The sequence below is a fragment of the Streptococcus mitis genome (genome assembly GCF_946190065.1).
Classification (GTDB): Bacteria; Bacillota; Bacilli; order Lactobacillales; family Streptococcaceae; genus Streptococcus; species Streptococcus mitis_DE.
In genome coordinates this window covers 16,303-43,294 of record NZ_CAMHZD010000004.1, presented here as the reverse complement: position 1 = coordinate 43,294, position 26,992 = coordinate 16,303, and the positions used below count along the sequence as shown (strand labels likewise).

The 26,992-nt window shown below is 40.3% G+C and carries 26 protein-coding genes; 24 read left to right on the top strand and 2 right to left on the bottom strand.

The features are described from left to right. Nucleotides 1-122: 122 nt before the first annotated feature. The 9 genes from OCF96_RS02765 to OCF96_RS02725 all read left to right on the top strand — a co-directional run bounded on the left by OCF96_RS02765 (nucleotide 123) and on the right by OCF96_RS02725 (nucleotide 9,134). Nucleotides 123-1,265 (top strand): cysteine desulfurase family protein, encoded by a 1,143-nt coding sequence (locus OCF96_RS02765; protein ID WP_261446087.1) that lies wholly within the window; start codon nucleotides 123-125, stop codon nucleotides 1,263-1,265. An 8-nt stretch (nucleotides 1,266-1,273) separates the two neighbouring features. Then, nucleotides 1,274-2,488, top strand: coding sequence for a tRNA uracil 4-sulfurtransferase ThiI (gene thiI, locus OCF96_RS02760; protein ID WP_261446081.1), 1,215 nt, complete (start codon nucleotides 1,274-1,276; stop codon nucleotides 2,486-2,488). Nucleotides 2,489-2,623: 135 nt separating this feature from the next. Continuing rightward, complete coding sequence (locus OCF96_RS02755; protein WP_261446073.1) at nucleotides 2,624-3,448, top strand: alpha/beta hydrolase; 825 nt, start codon at nucleotides 2,624-2,626, stop codon at nucleotides 3,446-3,448. An 18-nt stretch (nucleotides 3,449-3,466) separates the two neighbouring features. Beyond that, the gene (locus OCF96_RS02750) at nucleotides 3,467-4,207 is read left to right on the top strand and encodes an esterase family protein (RefSeq protein ID WP_261446071.1); all 741 of its coding nucleotides are present in this window, start codon (nucleotides 3,467-3,469) and stop codon (nucleotides 4,205-4,207) included. Nucleotides 4,208-4,219: 12 nt separating this feature from the next. After that, on the top strand, nucleotides 4,220-5,383 hold the full coding sequence (locus OCF96_RS02745; RefSeq protein WP_261446068.1) for an ATP-grasp domain-containing protein: 1,164 nt from the start codon (nucleotides 4,220-4,222) through the stop codon (nucleotides 5,381-5,383). A 158-nt stretch (nucleotides 5,384-5,541) separates the two neighbouring features. After that, entirely contained in the window at nucleotides 5,542-6,447 is a 906-nt protein-coding gene (gla, locus tag OCF96_RS02740) for an aquaglyceroporin Gla (RefSeq protein WP_049551099.1), read from the top strand. A 124-nt stretch (nucleotides 6,448-6,571) separates the two neighbouring features. Further along, on the top strand, nucleotides 6,572-7,297 hold the full coding sequence (locus OCF96_RS02735) for a CppA family protein (RefSeq protein WP_261446066.1): 726 nt from the start codon (nucleotides 6,572-6,574) through the stop codon (nucleotides 7,295-7,297). Next, the gene (locus OCF96_RS02730) at nucleotides 7,294-8,229 is read left to right on the top strand and encodes a serine hydrolase domain-containing protein (protein WP_261446063.1); all 936 of its coding nucleotides are present in this window, start codon (nucleotides 7,294-7,296) and stop codon (nucleotides 8,227-8,229) included. Before OCF96_RS02735 ends, OCF96_RS02730 begins: the two co-directional genes overlap by 4 nt. An 8-nt stretch (nucleotides 8,230-8,237) precedes the next feature. Further along, nucleotides 8,238-9,134, top strand: a complete 897-nt coding sequence (locus tag OCF96_RS02725) for a DMT family transporter (protein WP_261446061.1) — start codon at nucleotides 8,238-8,240, stop codon at nucleotides 9,132-9,134. Nucleotides 9,135-9,175: 41 nt separating this feature from the next. Here the strand turns inward: OCF96_RS02725 and OCF96_RS02720 are convergent, their stop codons facing one another. Further along, a complete protein-coding gene (locus OCF96_RS02720) occupies nucleotides 9,176-9,874 on the bottom strand; it encodes a GntR family transcriptional regulator (protein WP_261446058.1) in 699 nt (232 codons plus the stop codon). 140 nt (nucleotides 9,875-10,014) lie between these two features. On the opposite strand from OCF96_RS02720, the gene guaA reads away from it, so the two are divergent. The 10 genes from guaA to OCF96_RS02670 all read left to right on the top strand — a co-directional run bounded on the left by guaA (nucleotide 10,015) and on the right by OCF96_RS02670 (nucleotide 19,859). Further along, complete coding sequence (gene guaA / locus OCF96_RS02715; RefSeq protein WP_261446054.1) at nucleotides 10,015-11,577, top strand: glutamine-hydrolyzing GMP synthase; 1,563 nt, start codon at nucleotides 10,015-10,017, stop codon at nucleotides 11,575-11,577. A 357-nt stretch (nucleotides 11,578-11,934) separates the two neighbouring features. After that, on the top strand, nucleotides 11,935-13,221 hold the full coding sequence (locus OCF96_RS02710) for a peptidase U32 family protein (RefSeq protein WP_203180458.1): 1,287 nt from the start codon (nucleotides 11,935-11,937) through the stop codon (nucleotides 13,219-13,221). A 314-nt stretch (nucleotides 13,222-13,535) separates the two neighbouring features. Then, entirely contained in the window at nucleotides 13,536-13,736 is a 201-nt protein-coding gene (locus tag OCF96_RS02705; RefSeq protein WP_001054560.1) for a F0F1 ATP synthase subunit C, read from the top strand. 33 nt (nucleotides 13,737-13,769) lie between these two features. Next, on the top strand, nucleotides 13,770-14,480 hold the full coding sequence (atpB, locus tag OCF96_RS02700; protein ID WP_000392870.1) for a F0F1 ATP synthase subunit A: 711 nt from the start codon (nucleotides 13,770-13,772) through the stop codon (nucleotides 14,478-14,480). Between the two features lie 13 nt (nucleotides 14,481-14,493). Beyond that, nucleotides 14,494-14,988, top strand: a complete 495-nt coding sequence (atpF, locus tag OCF96_RS02695) for a F0F1 ATP synthase subunit B (RefSeq protein ID WP_001103468.1) — start codon at nucleotides 14,494-14,496, stop codon at nucleotides 14,986-14,988. Continuing rightward, nucleotides 14,988-15,524, top strand: a complete 537-nt coding sequence (locus tag OCF96_RS02690) for a F0F1 ATP synthase subunit delta (protein WP_261446050.1) — start codon at nucleotides 14,988-14,990, stop codon at nucleotides 15,522-15,524. Before atpF ends, OCF96_RS02690 begins: the two co-directional genes overlap by 1 nt. Nucleotides 15,525-15,538: 14 nt before the next feature. After that, nucleotides 15,539-17,044, top strand: coding sequence for a F0F1 ATP synthase subunit alpha (gene atpA / locus OCF96_RS02685; RefSeq protein WP_000996629.1), 1,506 nt, complete (start codon nucleotides 15,539-15,541; stop codon nucleotides 17,042-17,044). A 15-nt stretch (nucleotides 17,045-17,059) separates the two neighbouring features. Next, complete coding sequence (locus OCF96_RS02680; RefSeq protein ID WP_000301224.1) at nucleotides 17,060-17,938, top strand: F0F1 ATP synthase subunit gamma; 879 nt, start codon at nucleotides 17,060-17,062, stop codon at nucleotides 17,936-17,938. A gap of 84 nt (nucleotides 17,939-18,022) precedes the next feature. Then, nucleotides 18,023-19,429 carry a F0F1 ATP synthase subunit beta gene (gene atpD, locus OCF96_RS02675; protein WP_049547270.1) on the top strand — a complete coding sequence of 469 codons (1,407 nt, stop codon included), beginning with the start codon at nucleotides 18,023-18,025 and terminating at the stop codon, nucleotides 19,427-19,429. Between the two features lie 10 nt (nucleotides 19,430-19,439). Beyond that, on the top strand, nucleotides 19,440-19,859 hold the full coding sequence (locus OCF96_RS02670) for a F0F1 ATP synthase subunit epsilon (protein WP_000068037.1): 420 nt from the start codon (nucleotides 19,440-19,442) through the stop codon (nucleotides 19,857-19,859). A gap of 44 nt (nucleotides 19,860-19,903) precedes the next feature. On the opposite strand, the gene OCF96_RS02665 is transcribed toward OCF96_RS02670, so the two are convergent. Continuing rightward, nucleotides 19,904-20,917: a lactonase family protein gene (locus OCF96_RS02665; protein WP_004256587.1), complete on the bottom strand. Its 1,014-nt coding sequence runs from the start codon at nucleotides 20,915-20,917 to the stop codon at nucleotides 19,904-19,906. Between the two features lie 162 nt (nucleotides 20,918-21,079). Here OCF96_RS02665 and OCF96_RS02660 point away from each other — a divergent pair, with 162 nt between their 5' ends. The 5 genes from OCF96_RS02660 (at nucleotide 21,080) to OCF96_RS02640 (ending at nucleotide 26,986) form a co-directional block, all read left to right on the top strand. Then, on the top strand, nucleotides 21,080-23,062 hold the full coding sequence (locus OCF96_RS02660; protein ID WP_261446031.1) for a peptide ABC transporter substrate-binding protein: 1,983 nt from the start codon (nucleotides 21,080-21,082) through the stop codon (nucleotides 23,060-23,062). A 117-nt stretch (nucleotides 23,063-23,179) separates the two neighbouring features. Then, nucleotides 23,180-24,346 (top strand): AI-2E family transporter, encoded by a 1,167-nt coding sequence (locus tag OCF96_RS02655; RefSeq protein WP_261446023.1) that lies wholly within the window; start codon nucleotides 23,180-23,182, stop codon nucleotides 24,344-24,346. Beyond that, nucleotides 24,336-25,565, top strand: a complete 1,230-nt coding sequence (locus OCF96_RS02650) for a tetratricopeptide repeat protein (protein WP_261446016.1) — start codon at nucleotides 24,336-24,338, stop codon at nucleotides 25,563-25,565. Before OCF96_RS02655 ends, OCF96_RS02650 begins: the two co-directional genes overlap by 11 nt. A gap of 140 nt (nucleotides 25,566-25,705) precedes the next feature. Next, nucleotides 25,706-26,347, top strand: coding sequence for an amino acid ABC transporter permease (locus tag OCF96_RS02645; RefSeq protein ID WP_000120835.1), 642 nt, complete (start codon nucleotides 25,706-25,708; stop codon nucleotides 26,345-26,347). Nucleotides 26,348-26,356: 9 nt separating this feature from the next. After that, entirely contained in the window at nucleotides 26,357-26,986 is a 630-nt protein-coding gene (locus tag OCF96_RS02640; protein WP_261446014.1) for an amino acid ABC transporter ATP-binding protein, read from the top strand. The last annotated feature ends 6 nt before the right edge of the window (nucleotides 26,987-26,992 follow it).

The window sequence follows — 26,992 nt, the reverse complement described above, 5'->3', positions numbered from 1 at the left end:
TTAAAATTTATTATACCTCATTTCTTTAAAAAAATCTTAAAAAAAGAGGAATTGCCCTTTCTTGTCGCAAGCCCCGTTTCATGATACAATAGAAGGAGTGATTTTAGAAAGCGTGAGAAAACATGATTTACTTTGATAATTCGGCGACGACCAAGCCCTATCCTGAAGCCCTTGAAACCTATATGCAGGTGGCTTCAAAAATTTTAGGAAATCCATCTAGTCTTCATCGTTTAGGGGACCAGGCAACACGAATCTTAGATTCTTCTCGCCAACAGATTGCAGATTTAATTGGTAAGAAAAGCGATGAAATCTTCTTTACTTCTGGTGGGACAGAAGGAGATAACTGGGTCATCAAGGGTGTGGCCTTTGAAAAAGCTCAATTTGGCAAGCACATCATCGTATCAGCCATTGAACATCCGGCAGTCAAAGAGTCAGCTCTCTGGTTGAAAAGTCAAGGATTTGAAGTGGATTTTGCTCCAGTTGATGAGAAAGGATTTGTGGATGTTGAGGCGCTAGCAGATTTGATACGACCTGATACGACCCTCGTTTCCATCATGGCAGTTAACAACGAAATTGGCTCTGTTCAGCCCATTGAGGCTATTTCAGAACTGTTAGCAGACAAGCCAACTATTTCCTTCCATGTTGATGCTGTTCAGGCACTTGCCAAGATTCCTACTGAAAAATATTTGACAGAACGAGTGGATTTTGCGACTTTCTCTAGTCACAAGTTTCACGGAGTTCGAGGTGTTGGATTTGTCTATATCAAGTCTGGCAAGAAGATTACGCCTCTTTTAACAGGTGGTGGTCAGGAGCGCGACTATCGTTCGACAACTGAAAATGTAGCAGGGATTGCAGCGACAGCCAAGGCTCTCCGTCTGTCTATGGAGAAGCTGGATATCTTTAGGAGCAAGACTGGGCAGATGAAGGCAGTGATTCGCCAAGCCCTTCTGGACTATCCGGATATTTTTGTCTTTTCAGATGAGGAAGACTTTGCCCCTCATATCCTGACTTTTGGAATCAAGGGTGTTCGTGGTGAAGTCATCGTTCACGCCTTTGAAGACTATGATATTTTCATCTCAACGACCTCGGCTTGTTCGTCCAAGGCTGGGAAACCTGCAGGCACCTTGATTGCCATGGGAGTGGACAAGGATAAGGCCCAGTCAGCTGTGCGTCTTAGCCTATACCTTGAAAATGATATGAGTCAGGTCGAGCAGTTCTTGACCAAGCTAAAATTAATTTACAATCAAACTAGAAAAGTAAGATAGGAGCATTCATGCAATATTCAGAAATTATGATTCGCTACGGTGAGCTGTCAACCAAGGGTAAAAACCGTATGCGTTTCATCAATAAACTTCGCAATAATATTTCAGACGTTTTGTCTATCTATCCCCAAGTTAAGGTAACAGCAGATCGCGACCGTGCCCATGCTTACCTCAATGGAGCTGATTACACAGTAGTAGCAGAATCACTCAAACAAGTATTTGGAATTCAAAATTTTTCCCCTGTTTATAAGGTTGAAAAATCTGTAGAAATTTTGAAGTCTGCTGTCCAAGAGATTATGAAAGATATTTACAAAGAAGGGATGACTTTCAAAATCTCTAGCAAGCGTAGCGACCACAACTTTGAGTTGGATAGTCGTGAACTCAACCAAACACTTGGAGGGGCTGTATTCGAAGCCATTCCAAATGTGCAAGCTCAAATGAAAAATCCAGATATTAATCTTCAGGTAGAAATCCGTGAAGAGGCAGCCTATCTTTCTTATGAAACCATTCGTGGGGCTGGTGGTTTGCCAGTTGGAACTTCAGGTAAAGGGATGCTTATGTTGTCAGGAGGGATTGATTCACCTGTAGCAGGTTATCTTGCTTTGAAACGTGGAGTGGATATCGAAGCCGTTCACTTTGCAAGTCCACCTTACACGAGTCCTGGAGCTCTTAAAAAAGCCCAAGATTTGACCCGTAAATTGACCAAGTTTGGCGGAAATATCCAGTTTATCGAGGTGCCTTTCACAGAGATTCAAGAGGAAATCAAGGCTAAAGCGCCAGAGGCTTATTTGATGACTCTAACTCGTCGTTTTATGATGCGTATTACTGACCGTATTCGTGAGGTACGAAATGGTTTAGTTATCATCAACGGGGAAAGCCTAGGTCAAGTAGCCAGCCAAACCTTGGAAAGCATGCAGGCTATTAACGCTGTGACCAACACTCCCATCATTCGTCCAGTTGTGACCATGGATAAGTTGGAAATCATTGATATTGCTCAGGAAATTGATACCTTTGAAATTTCTATCCAGCCTTTTGAAGACTGTTGTACTATTTTTGCGCCAGATCGTCCAAAGACCAATCCTAAGATTAAGAATGCGGAGCAGTACGAAGCTCGTATGGATGTTGAAGGATTAGTAGAGCGAGCAGTGGCTGGAATCATGATTACTGAGATTACACCTCAAGCTGAAAAAGATGAAGTTGATGACTTGATTGACAATTTGCTCTAATTAGAAAATCCAGAAGAATTTAGAAAATTAAATGAAAAAGTTAGTTTTTAATCCAAAAATGGAAGAAAAACTGACTTTTTTTCTTAAACTGTGATATAATAAAATAAAATTTTGAATATAGAGAGTTTTCTGACAATGAATCAATCCTACTTTTATTTAAAAATGAAAGAACACAAACTCAAGGTTCCTTATACAGGTAAGGAACGTCGTGTACGTGTTCTTCTACCTAAAGATTATGAGAAAGATACTGATCGTTCCTATCCTGTTGTTTACTTTCATGACGGGCAAAATGTCTTTTATAGTAAGGAGTCCTTTATCGGTCACTCTTGGAAAATCATTCCAGCTATTAAGCGAAATCCCGATATCAGTCGCATGATTGTTGTTGCCATTGACAATGATGGTATGGGTCGGATGAATGAGTATGCGGCTTGGAAGTTCCAAGAATCTCCTATTCCGGGGCAGCAGTTTGGTGGTAAGGGAGTGGAGTATGCCGAGTTTGTCATGGATGTGGTCAAGCCTTTTATCGATGAGAACTATCGTACCAAAGCTGACCGCCAGCATACGGCTATGATTGGTTCCTCACTAGGAGGAAATATTACCCAATTTATCGGTTTGGAATACCAAGACCAAATTGGCTGTCTAGGGGTTTTTTCATCTGCTAACTGGCTTCATCAAGAAGCTTTTAACCGCTATATTGAGCGCAAGAAACTATCGCCTGACCAGCGCATTTTCATCTATGTAGGAACAGAAGAAGCAGATGATACAGACAAGACCTTGATGGCTGGTAATATCAAACAGGCCTATATCGATTCGTCGCTACGCTATTACCATGATTTGATATCAGGTGGGGTACACTTAGATAATCTTTTCTTGAAAGTTCAGTCTGGTGCCATCCATAGTGAGATTCCATGGTCGGAGAATTTACCAGACTGTCTGAGATTTTTTGCAGAAAACTGGTAAAGTAAGAAAGGAGAAAATATGCATATTGAACATCTTAGCCACTGGAGTGGTCACCTCAACCGTGAAATGTACCTTAATCGTTATGGACATGCTGGGATTCCAGTTGTGGTCTTTGCTTCATCAGGTGGTAGTCACAACGAATACTATGATTTTGGCATGATTGAGGCCTGTGCTTCCTTTATCGAGGAAGGCCGTGTCCAGTTCTTTACCCTATCCAGTGTTGACAGTGAGAGCTGGTTGGCCACTTGGAAGAATGGTCACGACCAAGCGGAAATGCATCGTGCCTATGAACGCTATGTGATTGAGGAGGCTATTCCTTTTATCAAGCACAAGACAGGTTGGTTTGATGGTATGATGACGACAGGTTGCTCGATGGGCGCCTACCATGCAGTCAACTTTTTTCTCCAACATCCAGATGTTTTTACAAAGGTGATTGCTCTTAGTGGTGTTTACGATGCACGTTTCTTTGTCGGCGATTACTACAATGACGATGCTATTTACCAAAACTCGCCAGTAGATTATATTTGGAACCAAAACGACGGCTGGTTTATTGACCGTTACCGTCAGGCAGAGATTGTGCTGTGTACGGGGCTTGGAGCCTGGGAACAAGACGGTCTACCATCTTTCTACAAGCTCAAAGAAGCCTTTGACCAGAAACAAATTCCAGCCTGGTTTGCTGAATGGGGACACGATGTCGCCCATGACTGGGAATGGTGGCGCAAACAAATGCCTTATTTCCTTGGAAATCTCTATTTATAAAAGGAGTTATCTATGAATTACCTTGTTATTTCTCCCTACTATCCGCAAAATTTTCAACAGTTTACAATTGAGCTAGCTAATAAAGGCATCACAGTCTTGGGAATCGGTCAAGAACCATACGAGCAATTGGATGAACCTTTACGCAATAGCCTGACCGAGTACTTCCGTGTTGACAATCTTGAAAATGTAGATGAAGTCAAACGTGCAGTTGCTTTTCTCTTTTATAAACATGGCCCAATTGACCGCATCGAGTCTCATAATGAATACTGGCTTGAGCTGGATGCAACACTCAGAGAACAATTCAATGTCTTTGGTGCCAAACCAGAGGATCTCAAAAAGACGAAATTTAAGTCTGAAATGAAGAAGCTTTTCAAAAAAGCAGGTGTTCCTGTGGTCCCTGGAGCTGTTATCAAGACGGAAGCAGATGTTGATCAAGCAGTGAACGAAATCGGCCTGCCAATGATTGCCAAACCTGATAATGGAGTGGGAGCAGCCGCAACATTTAAGCTTGAGACAGAAGACGATATCAATCACTTCAAGACTGAGTGGGATCATTCAACTGTTTATTTCTTTGAGAAATTTGTCACCTCTAGCGAAATTTGTACCTTTGATGGTCTTGTGGACAAGGATGGTAAAATTGTCTTCTCAACAACCTTTGATTACGCCTATACACCTCTGGATCTTATGATTTACAAGATGGACAATTCCTACTATGTTCTTAAGGACATGGATCCTAAACTTCGCAAGTATGGTGAAGCGATTGTCAAGGAATTTGGTATGAAAGAACGGTTCTTCCATATTGAGTTCTTCCGTGAAGGGGATGATTACATCGCCATTGAGTACAATAACCGCCCTGCAGGTGGTTTCACTATTGATGTTTATAATTTTGCTCATTCCTTGGATCTTTATCGTGGCTATGCATCTATAGTCGCAGGAGAAGAGTTCCCAGTAACAGACTTTGAACCTCAGTATTGTTTGGCTACGTCTCGCCGTGCAAATGCTCATTATGTCTATTCTGAGGAGGACTTGCTTGCTAAATACAGCCAGCAGTTCAAGGTTAAGAAAATCATGCCAGCGGCCTTTGCGGAACTTCAAGGAGATTACCTTTATATGCTGACAACTCCGAGTCGACAAGAAATGGAGCAAATGATTGCTGATTTCGGACAACGTCAATAATAGGATATGAAGACTTAACAAGCTTTATTTGTTAAGTCTTTTTAAATTCCCTGAATAAAAGCGTTTTCCCAGTTAATCTTTTAGAAAACATATTGCTAAAAGATATAAAAATTGATAGAATAAGGATTGTCTAAAAAATTTTAAGGAGAATCTATCAAATGGATTTCACATGGGCAATTAAATATGCCACTGAATTTTTGGCCACTGCTATTTTGATCATTCTTGGAAATGGTGCAGTTGCCAACGTTGAACTTAAAGGTACGAAAGGTCATCAAAGTGGCTGGATCGTTATCGCTGTTGGTTATGGTATGGGGGTTATGATTCCAGCCTTGATGTTTGGTAACGTATCAGGTAACCACATCAACCCAGCCTTCACTCTTGGACTTGCGATTAGCGGTCTTTTCCCTTGGGCACAAGTAGCGCCTTATATCCTTGCACAAGTTTTGGGTGCTATCTTTGGTCAAGCTTTGGTTGTGGCAACACACCGCCCATATTACTTGAAAACTGAAAATCCAAACAATATCTTGGGTACTTTCTCAACCATTTCAAGTTTGGATAATGGTACAAAAGAAGCACGTTTCGCAGCAACTGTTAACGGTTTTGTAAACGAGTTTGTTGGTTCATTTGTTCTTTTCTTTGCAGCTCTTGGCATGACTAAAAACTTCTTTGGTGCTGAACTAGTATCAAAAGCACAAGCCGCTATCAATGCTCAAGTTGCTCAAGCAACTACTCAAGGTCAAACAATTCCTCAAGAGCAAGTAACAGCAGCACTTGACCAAGCTAAAGAACAAGTGGCACCATTTATGACATCTGGTCTTGGAATTGCTCACTTGGCACTTGGATTCCTTGTTATGGCCTTGGTAACTTCACTTGGTGGACCTACAGGACCTGCCTTGAACCCAGCCCGTGACTTGGGACCACGTCTCCTTCATGCTTTCCTTCCAAAATCAGTTCTTGGTGAGCACAAAGGTGATTCAAAATGGTGGTACTCTTGGGTACCAGTAGTAGCACCGATCGCAGCAGCAATTGCGGCAGTAGCTATCTTCAAATTCCTTTACCTATAAGAAATTGAAACCGAGGAAATCCTCGGTTTTTTAGATGAAATTTTTACGAAAAATCGGTAAATTTGAGCATAATATCTTGTAAAAAATTCTAAAATCCTTTAAAATAAAAGAGTTGGAGGAATTTATGAATGTAAATCAAATTGTACGGATTATTCCTACTTTAAAAGTTAATAATAGAAAATTAAATGAAACATTTTATATTGAAACCCTTGGTATGAAGGCCTTGTTAGAAGAGTCGGCCTTTCTGTCACTAGGCGACCAAACAGGTCTTGAAAAGCTGGTTTTAGAAGAAGCTCCAAGTATGCGTACTCGTAAGGTAGAGGGAAGAAAAAAGCTGGCTAAACTGATTGTCAAGGTGGAAAATCCCTTAGAAATAGAAGGACTCTTATCTAAAACAGATTCGATTCATCAATTATATAAAGGTCAAAATGGCTATGCTTTTGAAATTTTCTCACCAGAAGATGATTTGATTTTGATTCACGCGGAAGATGATAGAGCAAGTCTAGTAGAAGTAGAAGAAAAGCCTGAATTTCAAACAGATTTGGAATCAATTTCTTTGAGTAAATTTGAGATTTCTATGGAATTACATCTTCCAACTGATATTGAAAGTTTCTTGGAATCATCTGAAATGGGGGCATCACTTGATTTTATCCCAGCTCAGGGGCAGGATTTGACTGTGGACAATACGGTTACTTGGGACTTATCTATGCTCAAGTTCTTGGTCAATGAATTAGACCTAGCAAGTCTTCGCGAGAGGTTTGAGTCTACCGAGTATTTTATTCCTAAGTCTGAAAAATTCTTCCTTGGTAAAGATAGAAATAATGTTGAATTGTGGTTTGAAGAAGTATGAAGTGGACCAAGATTATTAAAAAAATAGAAGAACAAATCGAGGCAGGGATTTATCCCGGAGCCTCTTTTGCGTATTTTAAGGACAATCAATGGACGGAGTTCTATTTAGGCCAGAGTGATCCAGAGCATGGCTTGGATACTGAGACAGGACTGCTTTATGACCTAGCCAGTGTCAGCAAGGTTGTTGGGGTAGGTACTGTTTTTACCTTCTTGTGGGAAAGAAGTCAATTAGATATTGACAGACCAGTAACCGATTTTTTAGCTGAGAGTGATTATCCAGATATTACTATTCGTCAGCTCTTAACTCATGCTACAGACCTTGATCCTTTTATTCCCAATCGTGATCTTTTAACTGCCTCAGAATTAAAGAAAGCGATGTTTCATCTCAACAGACGAAGTCAGCCAGCCTTTCTTTATTCAGATGTCCATTTTTTGCTGTTAGGTTTTATTTTGGAAAGAATCTTTAATCAAAACCTGGATGTGATTTTACAAGAACAAGTTTTTAAACCTTGGGAAATGAAGGAAACTCAGTTTGGTCCTGTTGAGCTTGCTATTCCAACAGTCAGAGGTGTAGAGGCCGGTATGGTACATGATCCCAAGGCTCGCCTCTTGGGCAGACATGCAGGTAGTGCTGGTTTATTTTCGACTGTAAAGGACTTACAAATCTTTTTAGAACACTATTTAGCAGATGATTTTGCAAGAAATTTGAGTCAAAATTTTTCTCCTTTGAATGACAAGGAACGTTCTTTGGCATGGAATTTGGAAGGAGATTGGCTAGACCATACGGGCTATACAGGTACCTTTATCATGTGGAATCGTCAGAAGCAAGAAGCGGCTATTTTCCTATCGAATCGTACCTATGAAAAGGATGAGCGGGCTCAATGGATTTTAGATCGCAATCAAGTGATGGACTTGATTCGTAAAGAAGAGTAAGGAGAGACATGTCAAACAGTTTAAAAGGGACTCTATTAACAGTTGTGGCTGGTATTGCTTGGGGCTTGTCTGGAACGAGTGGCCAATACCTGATGGCACACGGAATTTCGGCTCTAGTCTTGACCAACTTGCGTCTTTTAATCGCTGGTGGAATTCTCATGCTCTTGGCTTATGCTACTGCAAAGGATAAAATGCTGACCTTTTTAAAGGATAGAAAGAGTTTGCTGTCTCTTCTCATTTTTGCTTTGATTGGACTTTTTCTCAATCAATTTGCCTATCTAACTGCTATTCAGGAAACCAATGCAGGAACCGCGACGGTACTTCAGTATGTTTGTCCTGTCGGGATTTTGATTTATAGCTGTATCAAGGATAAGGTGGCGCCGACACTGGGAGAGATTGTTTCCATCATATTAGCCATTGGAGGGACCTTCTTGATCGCAACTCATGGGCAGTTGGACCAGTTATCCATGACACCTGCAGGCCTGTTCTGGGGTCTCTTTTCTGCTCTGACTTACGCACTTTATATCATTTTGCCCATATCCTTGATTAAGAAGTGGGGGAGCAGTTTGGTCATTGGTGTGGGAATGGTCATAGCTGGTTTGGTCGCCCTTCCTTTTACAGGAGTTCTACAGACTGTTATCCCAACTAGTCTTGATTTTCTTCTCGCTTTTGCGGGCATTATTCTTATCGGGACTGTTTTTGCCTATACAGCCTTTCTAAAAGGAGCCAGTCTGATAGGACCGGTCAAGTCAAGTTTGTTGGCTTCGATTGAGCCGATTTCGGCAGTTTTCTTTGCCTTCCTGATCATGAATGAACAATTTTATCCCATTGATTTTCTTGGCATGGCAATGATATTGTTTGCTGTAACTCTGATTTCTCTGAAAGATTTACTCTTAGAAAAATAAAAAAACTCTTTGTCCGTGACAGAGAGTTTTTGCTTAGAAATCTAGTTATTCTCAAGATAAAATTCAAAGCGTTCGCCTACATATTGGCTTTTTACGTATTCAAAAGCTGTCCCATCTTCTAGGTAAGAAACCTGAGTCAGTCCAAGAATAGCATGTCCTTTTTCAACTTCCAAATAGTGGGCAATTTTTTCCTTAGCGAGACGAGCATAGATGGTCTGCTGTGATTTGCCGATACGGTAGCCATGTTTTTGCAAGGTTTGGAAGAAATGACTGGTGATTTCTTCTTTCTTAAAATCCTTAATGAATTTTTCAGGAATAGAAGCAACTTCATAAACCAGAGGGACTTGGTCGGCATAGCGAACACGTTCCATTCGGATAATATTTTCGGTAGGAGAAATTCTTAGCTTGGCAACTTCCTGCTCATTGGGAATAGTTTTTCTGTAGGAAATGAGCTGGCTAGAGGGTACTTTACCTTGGGACTTAACAATTTCAGTAAAACTGGTTGTCCCTCGCATCTTTTCTTGTACTCGAGTACTGGAAACAAAGGTGCCACTTCCTACACGGCGTTCTAAGACGCCTTCTTCAACTAATAGAGATACGGCTTGGCGGAGGGTCATCCGACTGACCTCGAATTGTTCAGCCAAATCTCTTTCACTCGGCAGCCTCTCACCAATGGACCAACGGTGCTCGTCAATATCCTTTTTTATCTGATCATGGATTTTCATATAAGCTGGTAGCATATTTTCACTTCATTTCTATCTTTTCTCTATTGTACCCCAATAAACTAGAAAAAGTCAATCTTCGCCTTGTTTAGTTGGTAATTCACCCTTATTTGTGATAGAATATTGGAAAAAGATATTTCTTTTGAGAAAGGAAAAAGATGAGCAACATTTCAACTGATTTGCAAGATGTAGAAAAAATCATCGTTTTGGACTATGGTAGCCAGTACAACCAGCTGATTTCACGCCGTATCCGTGAGATTGGTGTTTTTTCAGAACTAAAGAGCCATAAAATTTCAGCTGCTGAAGTTCGTGAAATCAACCCTGTAGGAATCATCCTTTCAGGTGGTCCAAACTCTGTATACGAAGATGGTTCATTCGATATTGACCCAGAAATCTTCGAACTCGGAATTCCTATTTTGGGAATCTGTTACGGTATGCAGTTGTTGACCCATAAACTTGGAGGAAAAGTTGTTCCTGCAGGCGATGCTGGAAATCGTGAATACGGTCAATCAACTCTTACTCACACCCCATCAGCTCTTTTTGAATCAACCCCAGATGAGCAGACTGTTTTGATGAGCCATGGTGATGCGGTTACTGAGATTCCTTCTGACTTTGTTCGTACAGGTACATCAGCTGACTGCCCATACGCAGCCATCGAAAACCCAGATAAACACATTTACGGTATCCAATTCCACCCAGAAGTTCGTCATTCTGTATACGGAAATGATATCCTTCGTAACTTTTCCCTTAACATTTGTAAGGCTAAAGGCGACTGGTCAATGGATAACTTCATTGACATGCAGATCCAAAAAATCCGTGAAACCGTCGGTGATAAACGTGTCCTTCTTGGCCTTTCAGGTGGAGTTGACTCTTCAGTTGTTGGTGTTCTTCTCCAAAAAGCAATTGGCGATCAATTGATCTGTATCTTCGTGGACCACGGTCTTCTTCGTAAAGGAGAAGCGGATCAAGTTATGGACATGCTTGGTGGTAAGTTTGGTTTGAATATCGTCAAAGCAGACGCAGCTAAGCGTTTCCTTGACAAACTTGCTGGTGTTTCTGACCCTGAACAAAAACGTAAAATCATCGGTAACGAGTTTGTATATGTCTTTGATGACGAAGCAAGCAAGCTCAAAGATGTAAAATTCCTTGCTCAAGGAACTCTTTATACAGACGTTATCGAGTCTGGCACAGACACAGCTCAGACGATCAAGTCACACCACAACGTTGGTGGTCTTCCAGAAGACATGCAGTTTGAATTGATCGAACCGCTCAACACTCTTTATAAAGACGAAGTTCGTGCCCTTGGTACAGAGCTTGGTATGCCAGACCATATCGTATGGCGCCAACCATTCCCAGGACCAGGACTTGCGATCCGTGTCATGGGAGAAATTACTGAAGAGAAACTTGAAACCGTTCGTGAATCAGATGCTATCCTTCGTGAAGAAATCGCTAAAGCTGGTCTTGACCGCGATATCTGGCAATACTTCACAGTTAATACAGGTGTTCGTTCAGTTGGGGTTATGGGTGACGGTCGTACGTACGACTACACTATTGCAATCCGTGCTATTACCTCTATCGATGGTATGACTGCTGATTTTGCCAAAATTCCATGGGATGTCCTTCAAAAAATCTCAGTACGTATCGTAAACGAAGTGGATCATGTTAACCGTATCGTCTACGATATTACAAGTAAACCACCTGCAACAGTAGAGTGGGAGTAGTCATCTAAGGACTAATTTATGTAGTTTAATGAGCCAGTATCATTGGATACTGGTTTTTACTTTATCTGGATTTTTGACCACTTGTTAAAACTAGGTTAATTTTCGACAATTTATCAGTCATTATGAAAATCTTATACTCAATGAAAATCAAAAAGCAAACTAGGAAGCTAGCCGCAGGTTGCTCAAAACAGTGTTTTGAGGTTGCAGATGGAAGCTGATGTGGTTTGAAGAGATTTTCGAAGAGTATTAAAAGATTAGAATTGTCAAAACAATCTGTCTAGGCTTGATTTTATGGCTTATTTACTATAAAATGAGAAGGAAAAACGTCAAACTTTTATATTGCAAATAGGAGAAATCATGACAAAAACATTAAAACGTCCTGAGGTTTTATCACCGGCAGGGACTTTAGAGAAGCTAAAAGTGGCTGTTCAGTATGGTGCAGATGCTGTCTTTATCGGTGGTCAGGCCTATGGTCTTCGTAGCCGTGCAGGAAACTTTACCTTTGAACAGATGGAAGAAGGTGTCCAGTTTGCGGCCAAGTATGGTGCTAAGGTTTATGTGGCTGCCAACATGGTTATGCACGAAGGAAATGAAGCTGGTGCTGGTGAGTGGTTCCGTAAACTGCGTGATATCGGGATTGCAGCAGTTATCGTATCTGACCCAGCCTTGATTATGATTGCAGCGACTGAAGCACCAGGTCTTGAAATCCACCTCTCTACCCAAGCAAGTGCCACTAACTATGAAACCCTTGAGTTCTGGAAAGAACTGGGCTTAACTCGTGTCGTTTTGGCGCGTGAGGTTTCGATGGAAGAATTAGCTGAAATTCGCAAACGTACAGATGTTGAGATTGAAGCCTTTGTCCACGGAGCCATGTGTATTTCTTACTCTGGTCGTTGTACTCTTTCAAACCATATGAGTATGCGTGATGCCAACCGTGGTGGTTGTTCACAGTCTTGTCGCTGGAAATACGATCTTTACGACATGCCATTTGGTCAAGAACGTAAGAGCCTTAAAGGTGAAATTCCAGAAGAATTTTCGATGTCTGCCGTTGATATGTCTATGATTGACCATATCCCAGATATGATTGAAAACGGTGTGGACAGTCTAAAAATCGAAGGACGTATGAAGTCTATTCACTATGTTTCAACTGTAACCAACTGCTACAAGGCGGCTGTTGATGCTTATCTAGAGAGTCCAGAGAAGTTTGAAGCTATCAAGCAAGACTTGATTGATGAGATGTGGAAGGTTGCCCAACGTGAATTAGCAACAGGTTTCTACTACGGTACACCATCGGAAAATGAGCAGTTGTTTGGTGCTCGTCGTAAAATTCCTGAGTATAAGTTTGTTGCTGAAGTGGTTTCTTATGATGATGCGACACAAACAGCAACTATTCGTCAACGGAACGTTATTAACGAAGGAGACCAAGTTGAGTTTTATGGCCCAGGTTTCCGTCATTTTGAAACGTATATCGAAAATTTACATGATGCCAAAGGCAATAAAATAGACCGCGCTCCAAATCCAATGGAACTCTTGACAATCAAAGTCCCACAACCTGTTCAAGCTGGAGACATGGTTCGAGCTCTTAAAGAAGGTCTCATCAATCTTTATAAGGAAGATGGAACTAGCGTCACAGTGCGTGCTTAATAAACATGTAGGAGACGAAAGCTTTCTAGTTGCTTTCCCTTTAATCCTACTTACTAAAGAACCTTAGGTTAAAGAAAATATATTAATTTCCATCCGAGATTTCATCTCGGATTTTTTCATTATTTTTCAGAAAGGTCTAGATAATGGACGGATTTATTACAATTTTTTTCCAAAGTTTTCTATATAATAGACTCAAAAATAGTAAAATTGTAAATAATTTCCGTTAAGCGCTTTCAATGTTGGTAAAAAGTTGACAAATCCAATTTTTAGGACTAAACTAAGTAAGTAAATTTTAATTAAAAGGAGAATTCGTCATGAATTTAACATTTTTCGGTCTATGTCTTGCCTGTATGGGTGTATCTCTTGGTGAGGGTATGTTGATGAACGGTTTGTTGAAATCAGTTGCTCGCCAACCAGATATCATCTCAGAACTACGTAGTTTGATGATCCTAGGGGTTGCCTTTATTGAAGGTACTTTCTTCGTTACTCTTGTCTTTTCATTTATCATCAAATAAAAGAAGTATAAATTGAAAAAGGGAGGATTTTAGATGGAAGAAAGTATTAATCCAACCATCAATATTGGTCCTGTTACCTTTAATTTAACCATAGTAGTTTTGACTTTGTTGACTGTAGCACTTATTTTTGGCTTTATTTATTGGGCAACTCGAAATATGACTTTGAGACCCACAGGAAAACAAAATGTATTAGAGTATTTATTTGATTTTGTTGTTGGATTTACAAAATCAAACCTTGGTCCAATGATAAAGGATTATTCTCTCTTTTATTTCTGTTTATTCCTATTTATGGCCATTGCAAATAATATTGGCTTAATGGCTAGAATTCAGACTACAGATGGTGTAAATCTTTGGACCTCACCAACAGCAAATTTGTCATTTGACTTGGTCTTGTCTTTTACAATTATCTTAATGACACACGTAGAAGGAATTCGTCGTCGTGGAATCAAAAAGTATTTAAAAGCATTTGTAACACCAGGTTTTATGACACCAATGAATCTCTTGGAAGAAGTTACCAATCTCCTTTCACTTGCATTGCGGGTATTTGGTAATATCTTTGCAGGGGAAGTGATGGCAAGTATGTTAGTCCTACTTTCTCATCAGGCCTTCTATTGGTATCCTATTGCTTTTGGAACAAATCTAATCTGGACTGCATTTTCTGTTTTTATTTCTTGTGTACAAGCATATGTATTTACATTGTTATCTTCAATGTACCTAGGAAATAAAATTAATGATGAAGAATAGAAAGGAGTAGTTTATGAATGTAACAGTAGGTGAATTACTTGGTGATTTTATACTAATCGCTGGTTCCTTTATTCTCTTGCTAGTCTTGGTTAAGAAATATGCTTGGTCAAATTTGACTAGTATTTTCGAACAAAGAGCAGAAAAAATTGCAGCAGATATTGACGGAGCTGAACAAGCACGTCAAAAAGCAGAAGTATTGGCTCAAAAACGCGAAGATGAATTGGCTGGTAGCCGTAAAGAAGCTAAGACAATCATTGAGAATGCGAAAGAAACAGCTGAGAAAAGCAAAGCTAGTATTTTAGCAGATGCTAAGCTAGAAGCAGGACGCTTGAAAGAAAAAGCGAACCAAGAAATTGCTCAAAATAAAGCTGAAGCTTTACAAAGCGTTAAGGGTGAGGTAGCAGATTTGACAATCAGCCTGGCTGGTAAAATCATCTCACAAAACCTTGACGGTCATGCCCATAAAGAACTCATTGATCAGTATATCGATCAGTTAGGAGAAGCTTAATGGACAAGAAAACAGTAAAGGTAATTGAAAAATACAGCATGCCTTTTGTCCAATTGGTTTTAGAAAAAGGAGAAGAAGACCGTATCTTTTCAGACTTAGCTCAAATCAAGCAAGTTGCTGAAGAAACAGGTTTACCTTCTTTTTTAAAAAAAGTGGCAGTAGACGAGTCTGATAAGGAAAAAACAATTGCTTTCTTCCAAGACTCTGTGTCACCTTTATTGCAAAACTTTATCCAGGTTCTTATCTACAATCACAGAGCAAATCTTTTTTATGATATTCTTGAAGATTGCTTGAACCGACTTGAAAAAGAAACAAATCGATTTGAAGTGACGATTACGTCAGCTCATCCTTTAACTGATGAACAGAAGAGTCGCTTGCTCCCTTTGATTGAGAAAAAAATGTCTCTTAAAGTAAGGAGTGTAAAAGAACAAATCGATGAAAGTCTTATTGGTGGTTTTGTCATTTTTGCCAATCACAAGACAATTGATGTGAGTATTAAACAACAACTTAAAGTTGTTAAAGAAAATTTGAAATAGAAAGTGGTGTTCTTTTGGCAATTAACGCACAAGAAATCAGCGCTTTAATTAAGCAACAAATTGAAAATTTCAAACCCAATTTTGATGTGACTGAAACAGGTGTTGTAACCTATATCGGGGACGGTATCGCGCGTGCTCACGGACTTGAAAATGCCATGAGTGGAGAGTTGTTGATTTTTGAAAACGGCTCTTATGGTATGGCTCAAAACTTGGAGTCAACAGATGTTGGTATTATCATCCTAGGTGACTTTACAGATATCCGTGAAGGCGATACAATCCGCCGTACAGGGAAAATCATGGAAGTCCCAGTAGGTGAAAGTCTGATTGGTCGTGTTGTGGATCCGCTTGGTCGTCCAGTTGATGGTCTTGGAGAAATCCACACTGATAAAACTCGTCCAGTAGAAGCACCAGCTCCTGGTGTTATGCAACGTAAGTCTGTATCAGAACCATTGCAAACTGGTTTGAAAGCTATTGACGCCCTTGTACCGATTGGTCGTGGTCAACGTGAGTTGATTATCGGTGACCGTCAGACAGGGAAAACAACCATTGCGATTGATACAATCTTGAACCAAAAAGGTCAAGATATGATCTGTATCTATGTTGCGATTGGACAAAAAGAATCAACAGTTCGTACGCAAGTAGAAACACTACGTCAGTACGGTGCCTTGGACTACACAATCGTTGTGACAGCCTCTGCTTCACAACCATCTCCATTGCTTTTCCTAGCTCCTTATGCTGGGGTTGCCATGGCAGAAGAATTTATGTACCAAGGTAAGCATGTTTTGATCGTTTATGATGATCTTTCAAAACAAGCGGTAGCTTATCGTGAACTGTCTCTCTTGCTTCGTCGTCCTCCAGGTCGTGAAGCATTCCCAGGGGATGTTTTCTACCTTCACAGCCGTTTGCTTGAGCGCTCAGCTAAAGTTTCTGATGAACTTGGTGGTGGATCTATTACAGCCCTACCGTTTATCGAGACACAAGCAGGAGATATCTCTGCCTATATCGCAACCAACGTGATTTCAATCACTGATGGACAAATCTTCCTTGGTGATGGTCTCTTCAATGCGGGTATTCGTCCAGCCATTGACGCGGGTTCATCTGTATCTCGTGTAGGTGGTTCTGCACAAATCAAAGCCATGAAAAAGGTTGCTGGTACACTTCGTATCGACCTTGCTTCATACCGTGAGTTGGAAGCCTTCACTAAGTTTGGTTCTGACTTGGATGCGGCAACACAGGCTAAGTTGAACCGTGGACGTCGTACAGTTGAAGTCTTGAAACAACCTGTTCACAAACCATTACCTGTTGAGAAACAAGTAACCATTCTCTATGCTTTGACACATGGTTTCTTGGATACTGTTCCAGTAGATGATATTGTTCGTTTCGAGGAAGAGTTCCATGCCTTCTTTGATGCTCAACATCCAGAGATTTTGGAAACCATTCGTGATACAAAAGACTTGCCAGAAGAAGCAGTCTTGGATGCTGCGATTACAGAGTTTCTCAATCAAACCAGCTTCCAATAAGAATAGAGGTGTCAGATGGCAGTATCTCTAAATGATATTAAAACAAAAATCGCCTCAACAAAAAATACTAGTCAAATCACAAATGCCATGCAGATGGTATCAGCTGCTAAGCTAGGTCGTTCTGAAGAAGCTGCTCGCAACTTCCAAGTTTATGCTCAGAAAGTTCGTAAACTTTTGACGGATATTCTTCATGGGAATGGAGCTGGTAGTTCAACCAATCCGATGTTGATTAGCCGTCCAGTTAAGAAGACAGGCTATATCGTCATTACATCAGACCGAGGTTTGGTTGGAGGTTATAATTCTTCTATTTTGAAAGCCGTTATGGAGCTGAAAGAAGAATACCATCCAGACGGTAAAGGTTTTGAAATGATCTGTATTGGTGGAATGGGAGCTGATTTCTTTAAAGCTCGTGGTATTCAACCACTTTATGAACTACGTGGCTTGGCAGATCAACCAAGCTTTGATGAAGTTCGTAAGATTATTTCAAAAACTGTTGAAATGTACCAAAATGAACTTTTTGATGAACTCTATGTCTGCTATAACCACCATGTCAATACGCTAACCAGTCAAATGCGTGTGGAGCAAATGCTTCCGATTGTTGACTTGGATCCAAATGAAGCGGATGACAGTTACAGTTTGACCTTTGAGTTGGAAACTAGTCGAGAAGAAATTTTGGAGCAGTTGTTGCCTCAATTTGCAGAAAGTATGATTTATGGTGCTATTATCGATGCTAAGACAGCTGAAAATGCTGCTGGTATGACAGCCATGCAAACAGCGACAGATAATGCTAAGAAAGTCATTAATGATTTGACAATTCAGTATAACCGTGCCAGACAGGCGGCGATTACACAAGAAATTACAGAAATCGTAGCAGGAGCTAGTGCCTTAGAATAGGCACTAGTCCAGCTCGTATGAAAATGAACTTAGGACCTAGTTAAGCTAGGACCGACAGTATCTTATATAGAATAGGAGAAGGAGATGAGTTCAGGTAAAATTGCTCAGGTTATCGGTCCCGTTGTAGACGTCTTGTTTGCAGCAGGGGAAAAACTTCCTGAGATTAACAATGCACTTGTCGTCTACAAAAATGACGAAAGAAAAACAAAAATCGTCCTTGAAGTAGCCTTGGAGTTGGGAGATGGTATGGTCCGTACTATCGCCATGGAATCAACAGATGGTTTGACTCGTGGAATGGAAGTATTGGACACAGGTCGTCCAATCTCTGTACCAGTAGGTAAAGAAACTTTGGGACGTGTCTTCAATGTTTTGGGAGATACCATTGACTTGGAAGTTCCTTTTACAGAAGATGCAGAGCGTCAGCCAATTCATAAAAAAGCTCCAACTTTTGATGAATTGTCTACCTCTTCTGAAATCCTTGAAACAGGGATTAAGGTTATCGACCTTCTTGCCCCTTACCTTAAAGGTGGAAAGGTTGGACTTTTCGGTGGTGCCGGAGTTGGTAAAACCGTCTTAATCCAAGAATTGATTCACAACATTGCCCAAGAACACGGTGGTATTTCAGTATTTACCGGTGTTGGGGAACGTACTCGTGAGGGTAATGACCTTTACTGGGAAATGAAAGAATCAGGTGTTATCGAGAAAACAGCCATGGTATTTGGTCAGATGAATGAGCCGCCAGGAGCACGTATGCGTGTTGCCCTAACTGGTTTGACAATCGCCGAATACTTCCGTGATGTAGAAGGACAAGACGTGCTTCTCTTTATCGATAATATCTTCCGTTTCACTCAGGCTGGTTCTGAAGTATCTGCCCTTTTGGGTCGTATGCCATCAGCCGTTGGTTACCAACCAACACTTGCTACGGAAATGGGTCAATTGCAAGAGCGTATCACATCAACCAAGAAGGGTTCTGTAACCTCTATCCAGGCTATCTATGTGCCAGCGGATGACTATACTGACCCAGCGCCAGCAACAGCCTTCGCTCATTTGGACTCAACAACTAACTTGGAACGTAAGTTGGTACAATTGGGTATCTACCCAGCCGTTGACCCACTTGCTTCAAGCTCACGTGCCTTGGCACCTGAAATCGTTGGAGAAGAGCACTATGCAGTTGCTGCTGAAGTAAAACGCGTTCTTCAACGTTACCATGAATTGCAAGATATCATTGCTATCCTTGGTATGGATGAGCTTTCTGATGAAGAAAAGACCTTGGTTGCTCGTGCCCGTCGTATCCAGTTCTTCTTGTCACAAAACTTCAACGTTGCGGAACAATTCACTGGTCAGCCAGGTTCTTATGTTCCAGTTGCTGAAACTGTTCGTGGCTTTAAGGAAATCCTTGATGGTAAACACGACCACTTGCCAGAAGATGCCTTCCGTGGTGTAGGTTCTATCGAAGATGTGATTGCAAAAGCTGAAAAAATGGGATTTTAAGAGGTGATCTATGGCTCAGTTAACTGTCCAGATCGTGACACCAGATGGTCTCGTCTATGATCACCATGCCAGCTTTGTATCAGTTCGAACTCTGGATGGTGAGATGGGAATCTTGCCACGACATGAAAATATGATTGCAGTTTTAGCAGTTGATGAGGTTAAGGTTAAACGTGTAGATGATGAAAATCACGTGAACTGGATTGCAGTGAACGGAGGTGTTATCGAAGTTGCCAATGGTGTTATCACAATCGTTGCTGACTCTGCAGAACGGGCTCGTGATATCGACGTTAGTCGTGCAGAACGTGCCAAACTTCGAGCAGAGCGTGAAATTGAAGAAGCACAAGACAAACACTTGATTGACCAAGAACGTCGTGCGAAGATTGCACTGCAACGTGCCATTAACCGTATTAATGTCGGAAATAGACTATAAGAAAAAAATGAACTTGAGTTACCAAGTTCATTTTTTATGTTTTCTTAAGGGGCAAAACTGATGCAGACTGCTTCTGGGACATGGAAGTCATTAGAAAGTTCTGCTAGACGTCCAGTTTCAGAATTGCGTTTAAAGACAGTTGCATTGTCAGAGTCCTGATGGACAGCAATGACAAATTCTTGATCCGGTGTCAAATCAAAATCACGTGGAGTCTGACCATGTGTCGGAACGATTTCTAACAACTCTAAGCTACCGTCCGCAAGAATTGTATATACTGCGATAGAATCATGACCACGGTTAGAGGCGTAGAGGTATTTACCATCTTTAGAGAGACGAATAGCAGCAGTACCATTAAAGCCTTCATAACCGTCTGGTAGAGTTGAAATGACTTGCATGCGTTCAAATTCGCCAACACCATCGTAGATTAGAACTTCGATAGTGCTATTGAGTTCACAAATGAGATAAGCGATTTTATAATGGTTATGGAAAATAATATGGCGTGAGCCTGCTCCTGGCTGGCTATGATAGGTATAGAGCTTAGATAATTTTCCTTCTGAATCAAGATCGTAAGTAATTACTTGGTCAGTACCCAAGTCGCAGGTCACTAGATAGTGGTCAGGTGTTAAATCTGTATAGTGAACATGTGGAGAAGCTTGATTTTCATGTGGACCTTGGCCACTGTGTTGATCAACATCACTAAGTAGAAGACAACCATCTTCCTGACGTTTATAAACAAGGACCTGTCCCTTGTGGTAGTTTGCCGCGTAAACCAAATCACGCTCTTCATCAACGGCAACATAACAGTGGGGGGCTCCCTCTTCAACGACGTGATTTAATAAGGTACCATTAGTTTGATAGGCTGCAATTCCACCCTTATCGTCTTGACTACCAACAGTGTATAAATGTTGATGCTGGTCAAAGGCAAGGTAGGTTGGACTTGGCTCAGTAGCAAAAAGTTCTAGATTTGAAAGCTGACCAGTTTCTGTATCAAAGTCTGCCTTGTAAATCCCTTGGGAAGTCCGACGTGTATAAGTTCCAAAATAAACAGTTTCTTTCATAACTTTACCTCTATAATAAAGATATGACTATTATATCACAAAAAAGGAGTTGAAGCAGTACTTGGTATAGATAAAACAAAACATGATAACCTAGTAAATTTAGTTGATTTACTTTTTAAAAGTGCTATAATAATCTTAGAAAACTATTAAAGGAGTTTAACTATGAAAAAACGTGTTTTCTTAGCAACAGGATTTACTGTTTTATCAGTAGCTGTTCTAGCAGCGTGTTCATCTGGTAATGATAATAAAGATGCTACTAGACCAGTGAATTATGCTTATGTGTTTACATCAGATCCTGTTACTTTGGATTATACAGTTTCTGGTAATGTCAGCACTAAACAGATTACAGGTAATGTTATTGATGGATTACTAGAAAATGATCAATATGGAAATTTAGTTCCATCGGTTGCAGAAGATTGGACTGTTTCTAAAGATGGCTTGACCTATACCTATAAAATCCGTCAGGGTGTCAAGTGGTATACCAATGAGGGAGAGGAGTATGGTGAAGTTAAGGCTCAGGACTTTGTAGCAGGTCTGAAGCATGCAGCTGATAAGAAATCACAGGCCCTCTATTTGGTACAGGATTCTATCAAAGGATTGGATGACTATGTAAATGGGAAAACAACAGATTTTTCTACTGTTGGTGTCAAAGCAACGGATGATTATACTCTTGTTTATACCTTGAATCATCCAGAATCTTTCTGGAATTCGAAGACAACAATGGGAGTTCTTGCTCCTATTAGCGAAGACTTTTTAGCTTCTAAAGGAGATGATTTTGGTAAGGCCACTGATGTTACGAGCATTCTCTACAACGGTCCTTATCTCCTCAAGGGTCTTACATCTAAGTCTTCTATCGAAATGACCAAAAATCAAAATTATTGGGATAAGCAAAATGTCTTTATTGATGATATCAAGTTATCATTCTTTGATGGTCAAGATGCAGATTCTCTAGGACGCGGTTTTGATGAGGGACATTATCCAGCTGCTCCACTCTTTAAAAATTCTGCCAACTATGAACGTCTAAAAGAAAAATACAAGGATAATATTGTATATGGTCAACAAAGAGGTGGCGTATTCTATATGTCTACTAATATTGATCGTGTGTCATATAATCATACTGCTAAAACAAGTGATGCAGAAAAATCATCTACTAAGAAAGCCTTGTTAAACAAAGATTTCCGTCAAGCCTTGGCTTTTGCGGTAGATCGTAAAGCAGGAATCTCTCAAGTATTTGGGGACGAAGTAGGACCTCGTAAGTTACGGACAAGTTTCACTCCTCCAACATTTGTTCAAGTAGGAGATCAAACATTTGGTCAAGTTACTAAGACAGAATTGGATAAATTGGATAACGTCTGGAAAGATGTTAGTCTTGATGATGCCCAAGATTCACTTCATAATGTAGACAAGGCTAAGGCTAAGTTTGAATCTGCTAAGAAAACTCTTCAAGCTGATGGAGTACAGTTCCCAATTCATTTAGATTTGCCAATTTCTTCATCAAATCCAGATTTTATTCGTCAGGTTCAGTCTTATAAACAATCCATTGAGGAAGCCTTAGGCTCTGAAAATGTAGTTGTTGATATTCAACAAGTTTCTGATGACGAATTGGGAAGTATGACTACTCTAGCTACTTCCAATGCAAATACTGACTGGGATATTAATGCAGTCAGTGGTTGGACTCCAGACTTTGCAGATCCATCGACTTATCTAGATGTATTTGATCCAACTTCAGGTCCAAGTCTCCTAAGTGCTCTTGGTGTGGCACCAGGAACAGACAATCCAGTTATTAAAACAGTTGGATTGGATAAATACAAAGAACTGATTGATGATGCAAGTAGTGAGAAAACAGACCTTCAAAAACGTTATTCCAAATATGCTAAGGCCCAAGCTTGGTTGTCAGATAGTGCACTTGTTACTCCAGTATACTCTGATGGTGCTCAAATGCTAGTTACGAAAATGGTTCCTGGAAGTGGTGCCGGTGGCTGGGTAGGTGACAAGACTAGTGAAAATAGCTACAAGTATCTGAAAATCCAAGATAAGATTGTCACTACTAAAGAAATGGATGAGTTCCGCAAGAAATTTGCTGATGAAAAAGCCAAATCCAATGCTGATTATCAGAAGAACTTAGACCGTCATATCCAAGACTAATCGAATCTCCTCTTTTGAGGGGATTTTTTATGTCGCTGTCTCTATGTAAGCACTTTAAAAAAGAGTTATTTTGATTTAAAAATGGTATAATGAGAGAATAACAGAAAGGAAGTATTTATGGAGCAAAAAGAGAAACATTTTAGCCTGTCTTGGTTTTTTAAGTGGTTTTTGGATAACAAGGCCATTACGGTATTTTTGGTAACCTTGTTACTTGGCTTAAATCTTTTTATTTTAAGCAAGATTAGTTTTCTATTTTCACCTGTTTTAGACTTTTTGGCAGTTGTGATGTTGCCAGTCATTCTATCTGGTTTACTATACTATTTATTAAATCCTATAGTTGATTGGATGGAGAAGCATAAGATTAATCGGGTCATAGCCATCAGTATTGTCTTTGTCATCATCGCTCTTTTTATCATTTGGGGCTTGGCAGTAGCTATTCCAAATCTACAACGTCAAGTTTTAACATTTGCAAGAAATGTACCAATCTACCTTGAAGATGCTGATCGTGTTATTGATGATTTGGTCACCAAGCGTTTGCCAGATGATTTTAGACCTCAGTTAGAGCAAGTTTTGACAAACTTTTCAAGTCAGGCTACAGTTTGGGCAAGTAAAGTTTCTTCTCAGGCAGTTAACTGGGTAAGTGCCTTTATTAGCGGTGCTTCTCAAGTGATTGTTGCCTTGATTATCGTTCCTTTCATGCTCTTTTATCTCTTACGTGATGGAAAAGGATTGCGTAACTATTTGACTCAATTTATGCCAACGAAATTGAAGGAACCTGTAGGACAAGTTTTATCAGATGTGAATCAGCAGTTGTCCAACTATGTTCGAGGGCAAGTAACAGTAGCTATTATTGTAGCAGTAATGTTTATCATCTTCTTCAAGATTATCGGTTTACGCTATGCGGTTACGCTGGGTGTTACTGCTGGTATCTTAAATCTGGTTCCTTATCTTGGTAGTTTCCTAGCCATGCTTCCTGCCCTAGTATTGGGCTTGATTGCTGGGCCAGTCATGCTTTTGAAAGTAGTGATTGTCTTTATCGTAGAACAAACTATTGAAGGCCGTTTTGTCTCTCCATTGATTTTGGGAAGTCAATTAAACATCCATCCGATTAATGTTCTCTTTGTTTTGTTAACTTCAGGATCCATGTTTGGTATCTGGGGAGTCTTGCTCGGTATTCCTGTTTATGCTTCTGCTAAGGTTGTCATTTCAGCTATTTTCGAATGGTATAAGGTAGTTAGTGGTTTATATGAACTAGAAGGAGAGGAAGTAAAGAGTGAACAATAGTCAACAGATGTTACAGGCTTTGGAAGAGCAAGATTTAACCAAGGCTGAGCATTATTTCGCTAAAGCTTTAGAAAATGATCCAAGTGACCTTCTGTATGAGTTAGCTACTTATCTTGAAGGGATTGGTTTTTATCCTCAGGCTAAGGACATTTACCTGAAAATCGTAGAGGACTTTCCAGAGGTAAATCTTAATCTGGCAGCTATTGCTAGCGAAGATGGTCAAATCGAAGAAGCCTTTGCCTATCTAGAGGAAATACAAACTGACAGTGACTGGTATGTTTCAGCTTTGGCTCTTAAGGCAGACCTTTACCAGATGGAAGGTTTGACAGATGTAGCGCGTGAAAAATTGCTGGAGGCATTGAGTTATTCAGAGGATCCTCTCTTGATATTGGGCTTGGCAGAGTTGGATAGTGAGTTGGAAAATTACCAAGAGGCTATTCAAGGCTATGCTCAGTTAGATAATCGTACTATTTATGAGCAAACGGGTATTTCTACCTATCAACGGATTGGCTTTGCCTATGCCCAGTTAGGGAAATTTGAAACAGCTACAGAGTTTTTAGAAAAAGCCCTGGAGTTAGAATACGATGACCTAACAGCTTTTGAATTGGCTAGTCTTTACTTTGACCGAGAAGAATACCAAAAGGCCGTCCTCTACTTTAAGCAGCTTGATACCATTTCTCCTGACTTTGAAGGCTATGAGTATGGCTATAGTCAGGCCTTGCATAAGGAACATCAAGTTCAAGAAGCCCTGCGTATCGCTAAGCAAGGCTTGGAGAAAAATCCTTTTGAAACAAGACTCTTGTTAGCAGCTTCACAATTTTCTTATGAATTGCATGATGCTAGTGGTGCAGAAAATTATCTCCTTACTGCAAAAGATGACGCTGAGGATACGGAAGAAATCTTACTCCGTCTAGCCACTATCTATCTAGAGCAGGAGCGTTATGAAGACATTCTAGATTTACAAAGTGAGGAGCCAGAAAATCTTTTGACCAAGTGGATAATTGCTCGTTCTTATCAAGAAATGGACGATTTGGATACTGCCTACGACCTTTACCAAGAGTTGGCAGGAGATTTGAAGGACAATCCCGAATTTCTGGAACACTATATCTATCTCTTGCGTGAATTGGGCTACTTTGAGGAAGCAAAAGTCAATGCTCAAGCTTACTTAAAACTGGTTCCAGATGATGTGCAAATGCAAGAACTGATTGAGAGATTGTAAGAATATATTTTTAAAAACTGTATCTAATCATTTTTGATAGATATAGTTTTTCTTTTTTAAAGAGAATTTTTTTACAAAATTTCTTGGTTATTTTGTTTATTTATGCTATAATAGGAACAATTATTTTTAGGAGGTGCAGTATGTCTTATTTGTTTGAGATATTACCGAGTTTATTGAGCGGTGCAAGCATGACTTTGCAGGTTTTTGCACTGGTCTTGATTTTTTCTATTCCCTTGGGCGTTTTGATTGCCTTTGCCTTGCAAGTCCATTGGAAGCTCCTCCATCATCTGATTAATATTTATATCTGGATTATGCGGGGCACACCCTTGCTCTTGCAATTGATTTTTATCTATTATGTGCTGCCAAGTATTGGGATTCGTTTGGACCGTCTTCCTGCGGCTATCATTGCCTTTGTGTTAAATTATGCGGCTTACTTTGCTGAAATCTTCCGTGGGGGGATTGATACCATTCCTAAAGGTCAATATGAAGCTGCTAAGGTTTTGAAGTTCAGTCCTTTTGACACAGTTCGCTATATTATCTTGCCACAAGTGACCAAGATTGTTCTTCCTAGTGTATTTAACGAAGTTATGAGTTTGGTCAAGGATACTTCTTTGGTCTATGCACTTGGAATTTCAGATCTTATCTTGGCTAGTCGAACAGCTGCCAACCGTGATGCTAGCCTAGTTCCTATGTTCTTGGCAGGAGCCATTTACTTGATTTTGATTGGGATTGTGACCATCCTTGCCAAAAAAGTTGAGAAGAAGTACAGTTACTATAGATAGGAGGCTGCCATGTTAGAATTACGAAATATCAATAAGGGCTTTGGTGAAAAGCAAATTTTATCTAATTTCAGTCTAAAAATTCCTGAAAAGCAAATCCTGGCAATCGTTGGGCCTTCTGGTGGAGGTAAGACAACCCTCTTACGTATGCTTGCAGGTCTTGAAACCATTGATTCAGGGCAAATCTTTTATAATGAAGAACCTTTAGAACTGGATGAACTGGAGAAGAGGAATCTACTGGGATTTGTATTCCAAGATTTTCAACTGTTCCCTCATTTATCAGTTCTAGATAATTTGACCTTATCGCCCGTAAAAACCATGGGAATGAAGCAGGAAGAGGCTGAGAAGAAAGCGCGTGGGCTCCTGGAACAGTTAGGACTGGCTGGCCATGCAGAAGCCTATCCTTTCTCACTATCTGGTGGGCAAAAGCAACGGGTGGCCTTGGCGCGTGCTATGATGATTGACCCAGAAATCATTGGCTACGATGAACCAACTTCTGCTCTGGATCCAGAATTGCGCTTGGAAGTGGAAAAACTGATCTTGCAAAATAGGGAATTAGGGATGACGCAGATTGTGGTTACCCACGATTTACAATTCGCTGAAAATATTGCAGATCAGATTCTCAAGGTTGAGCCCAAGTAGGAGGTG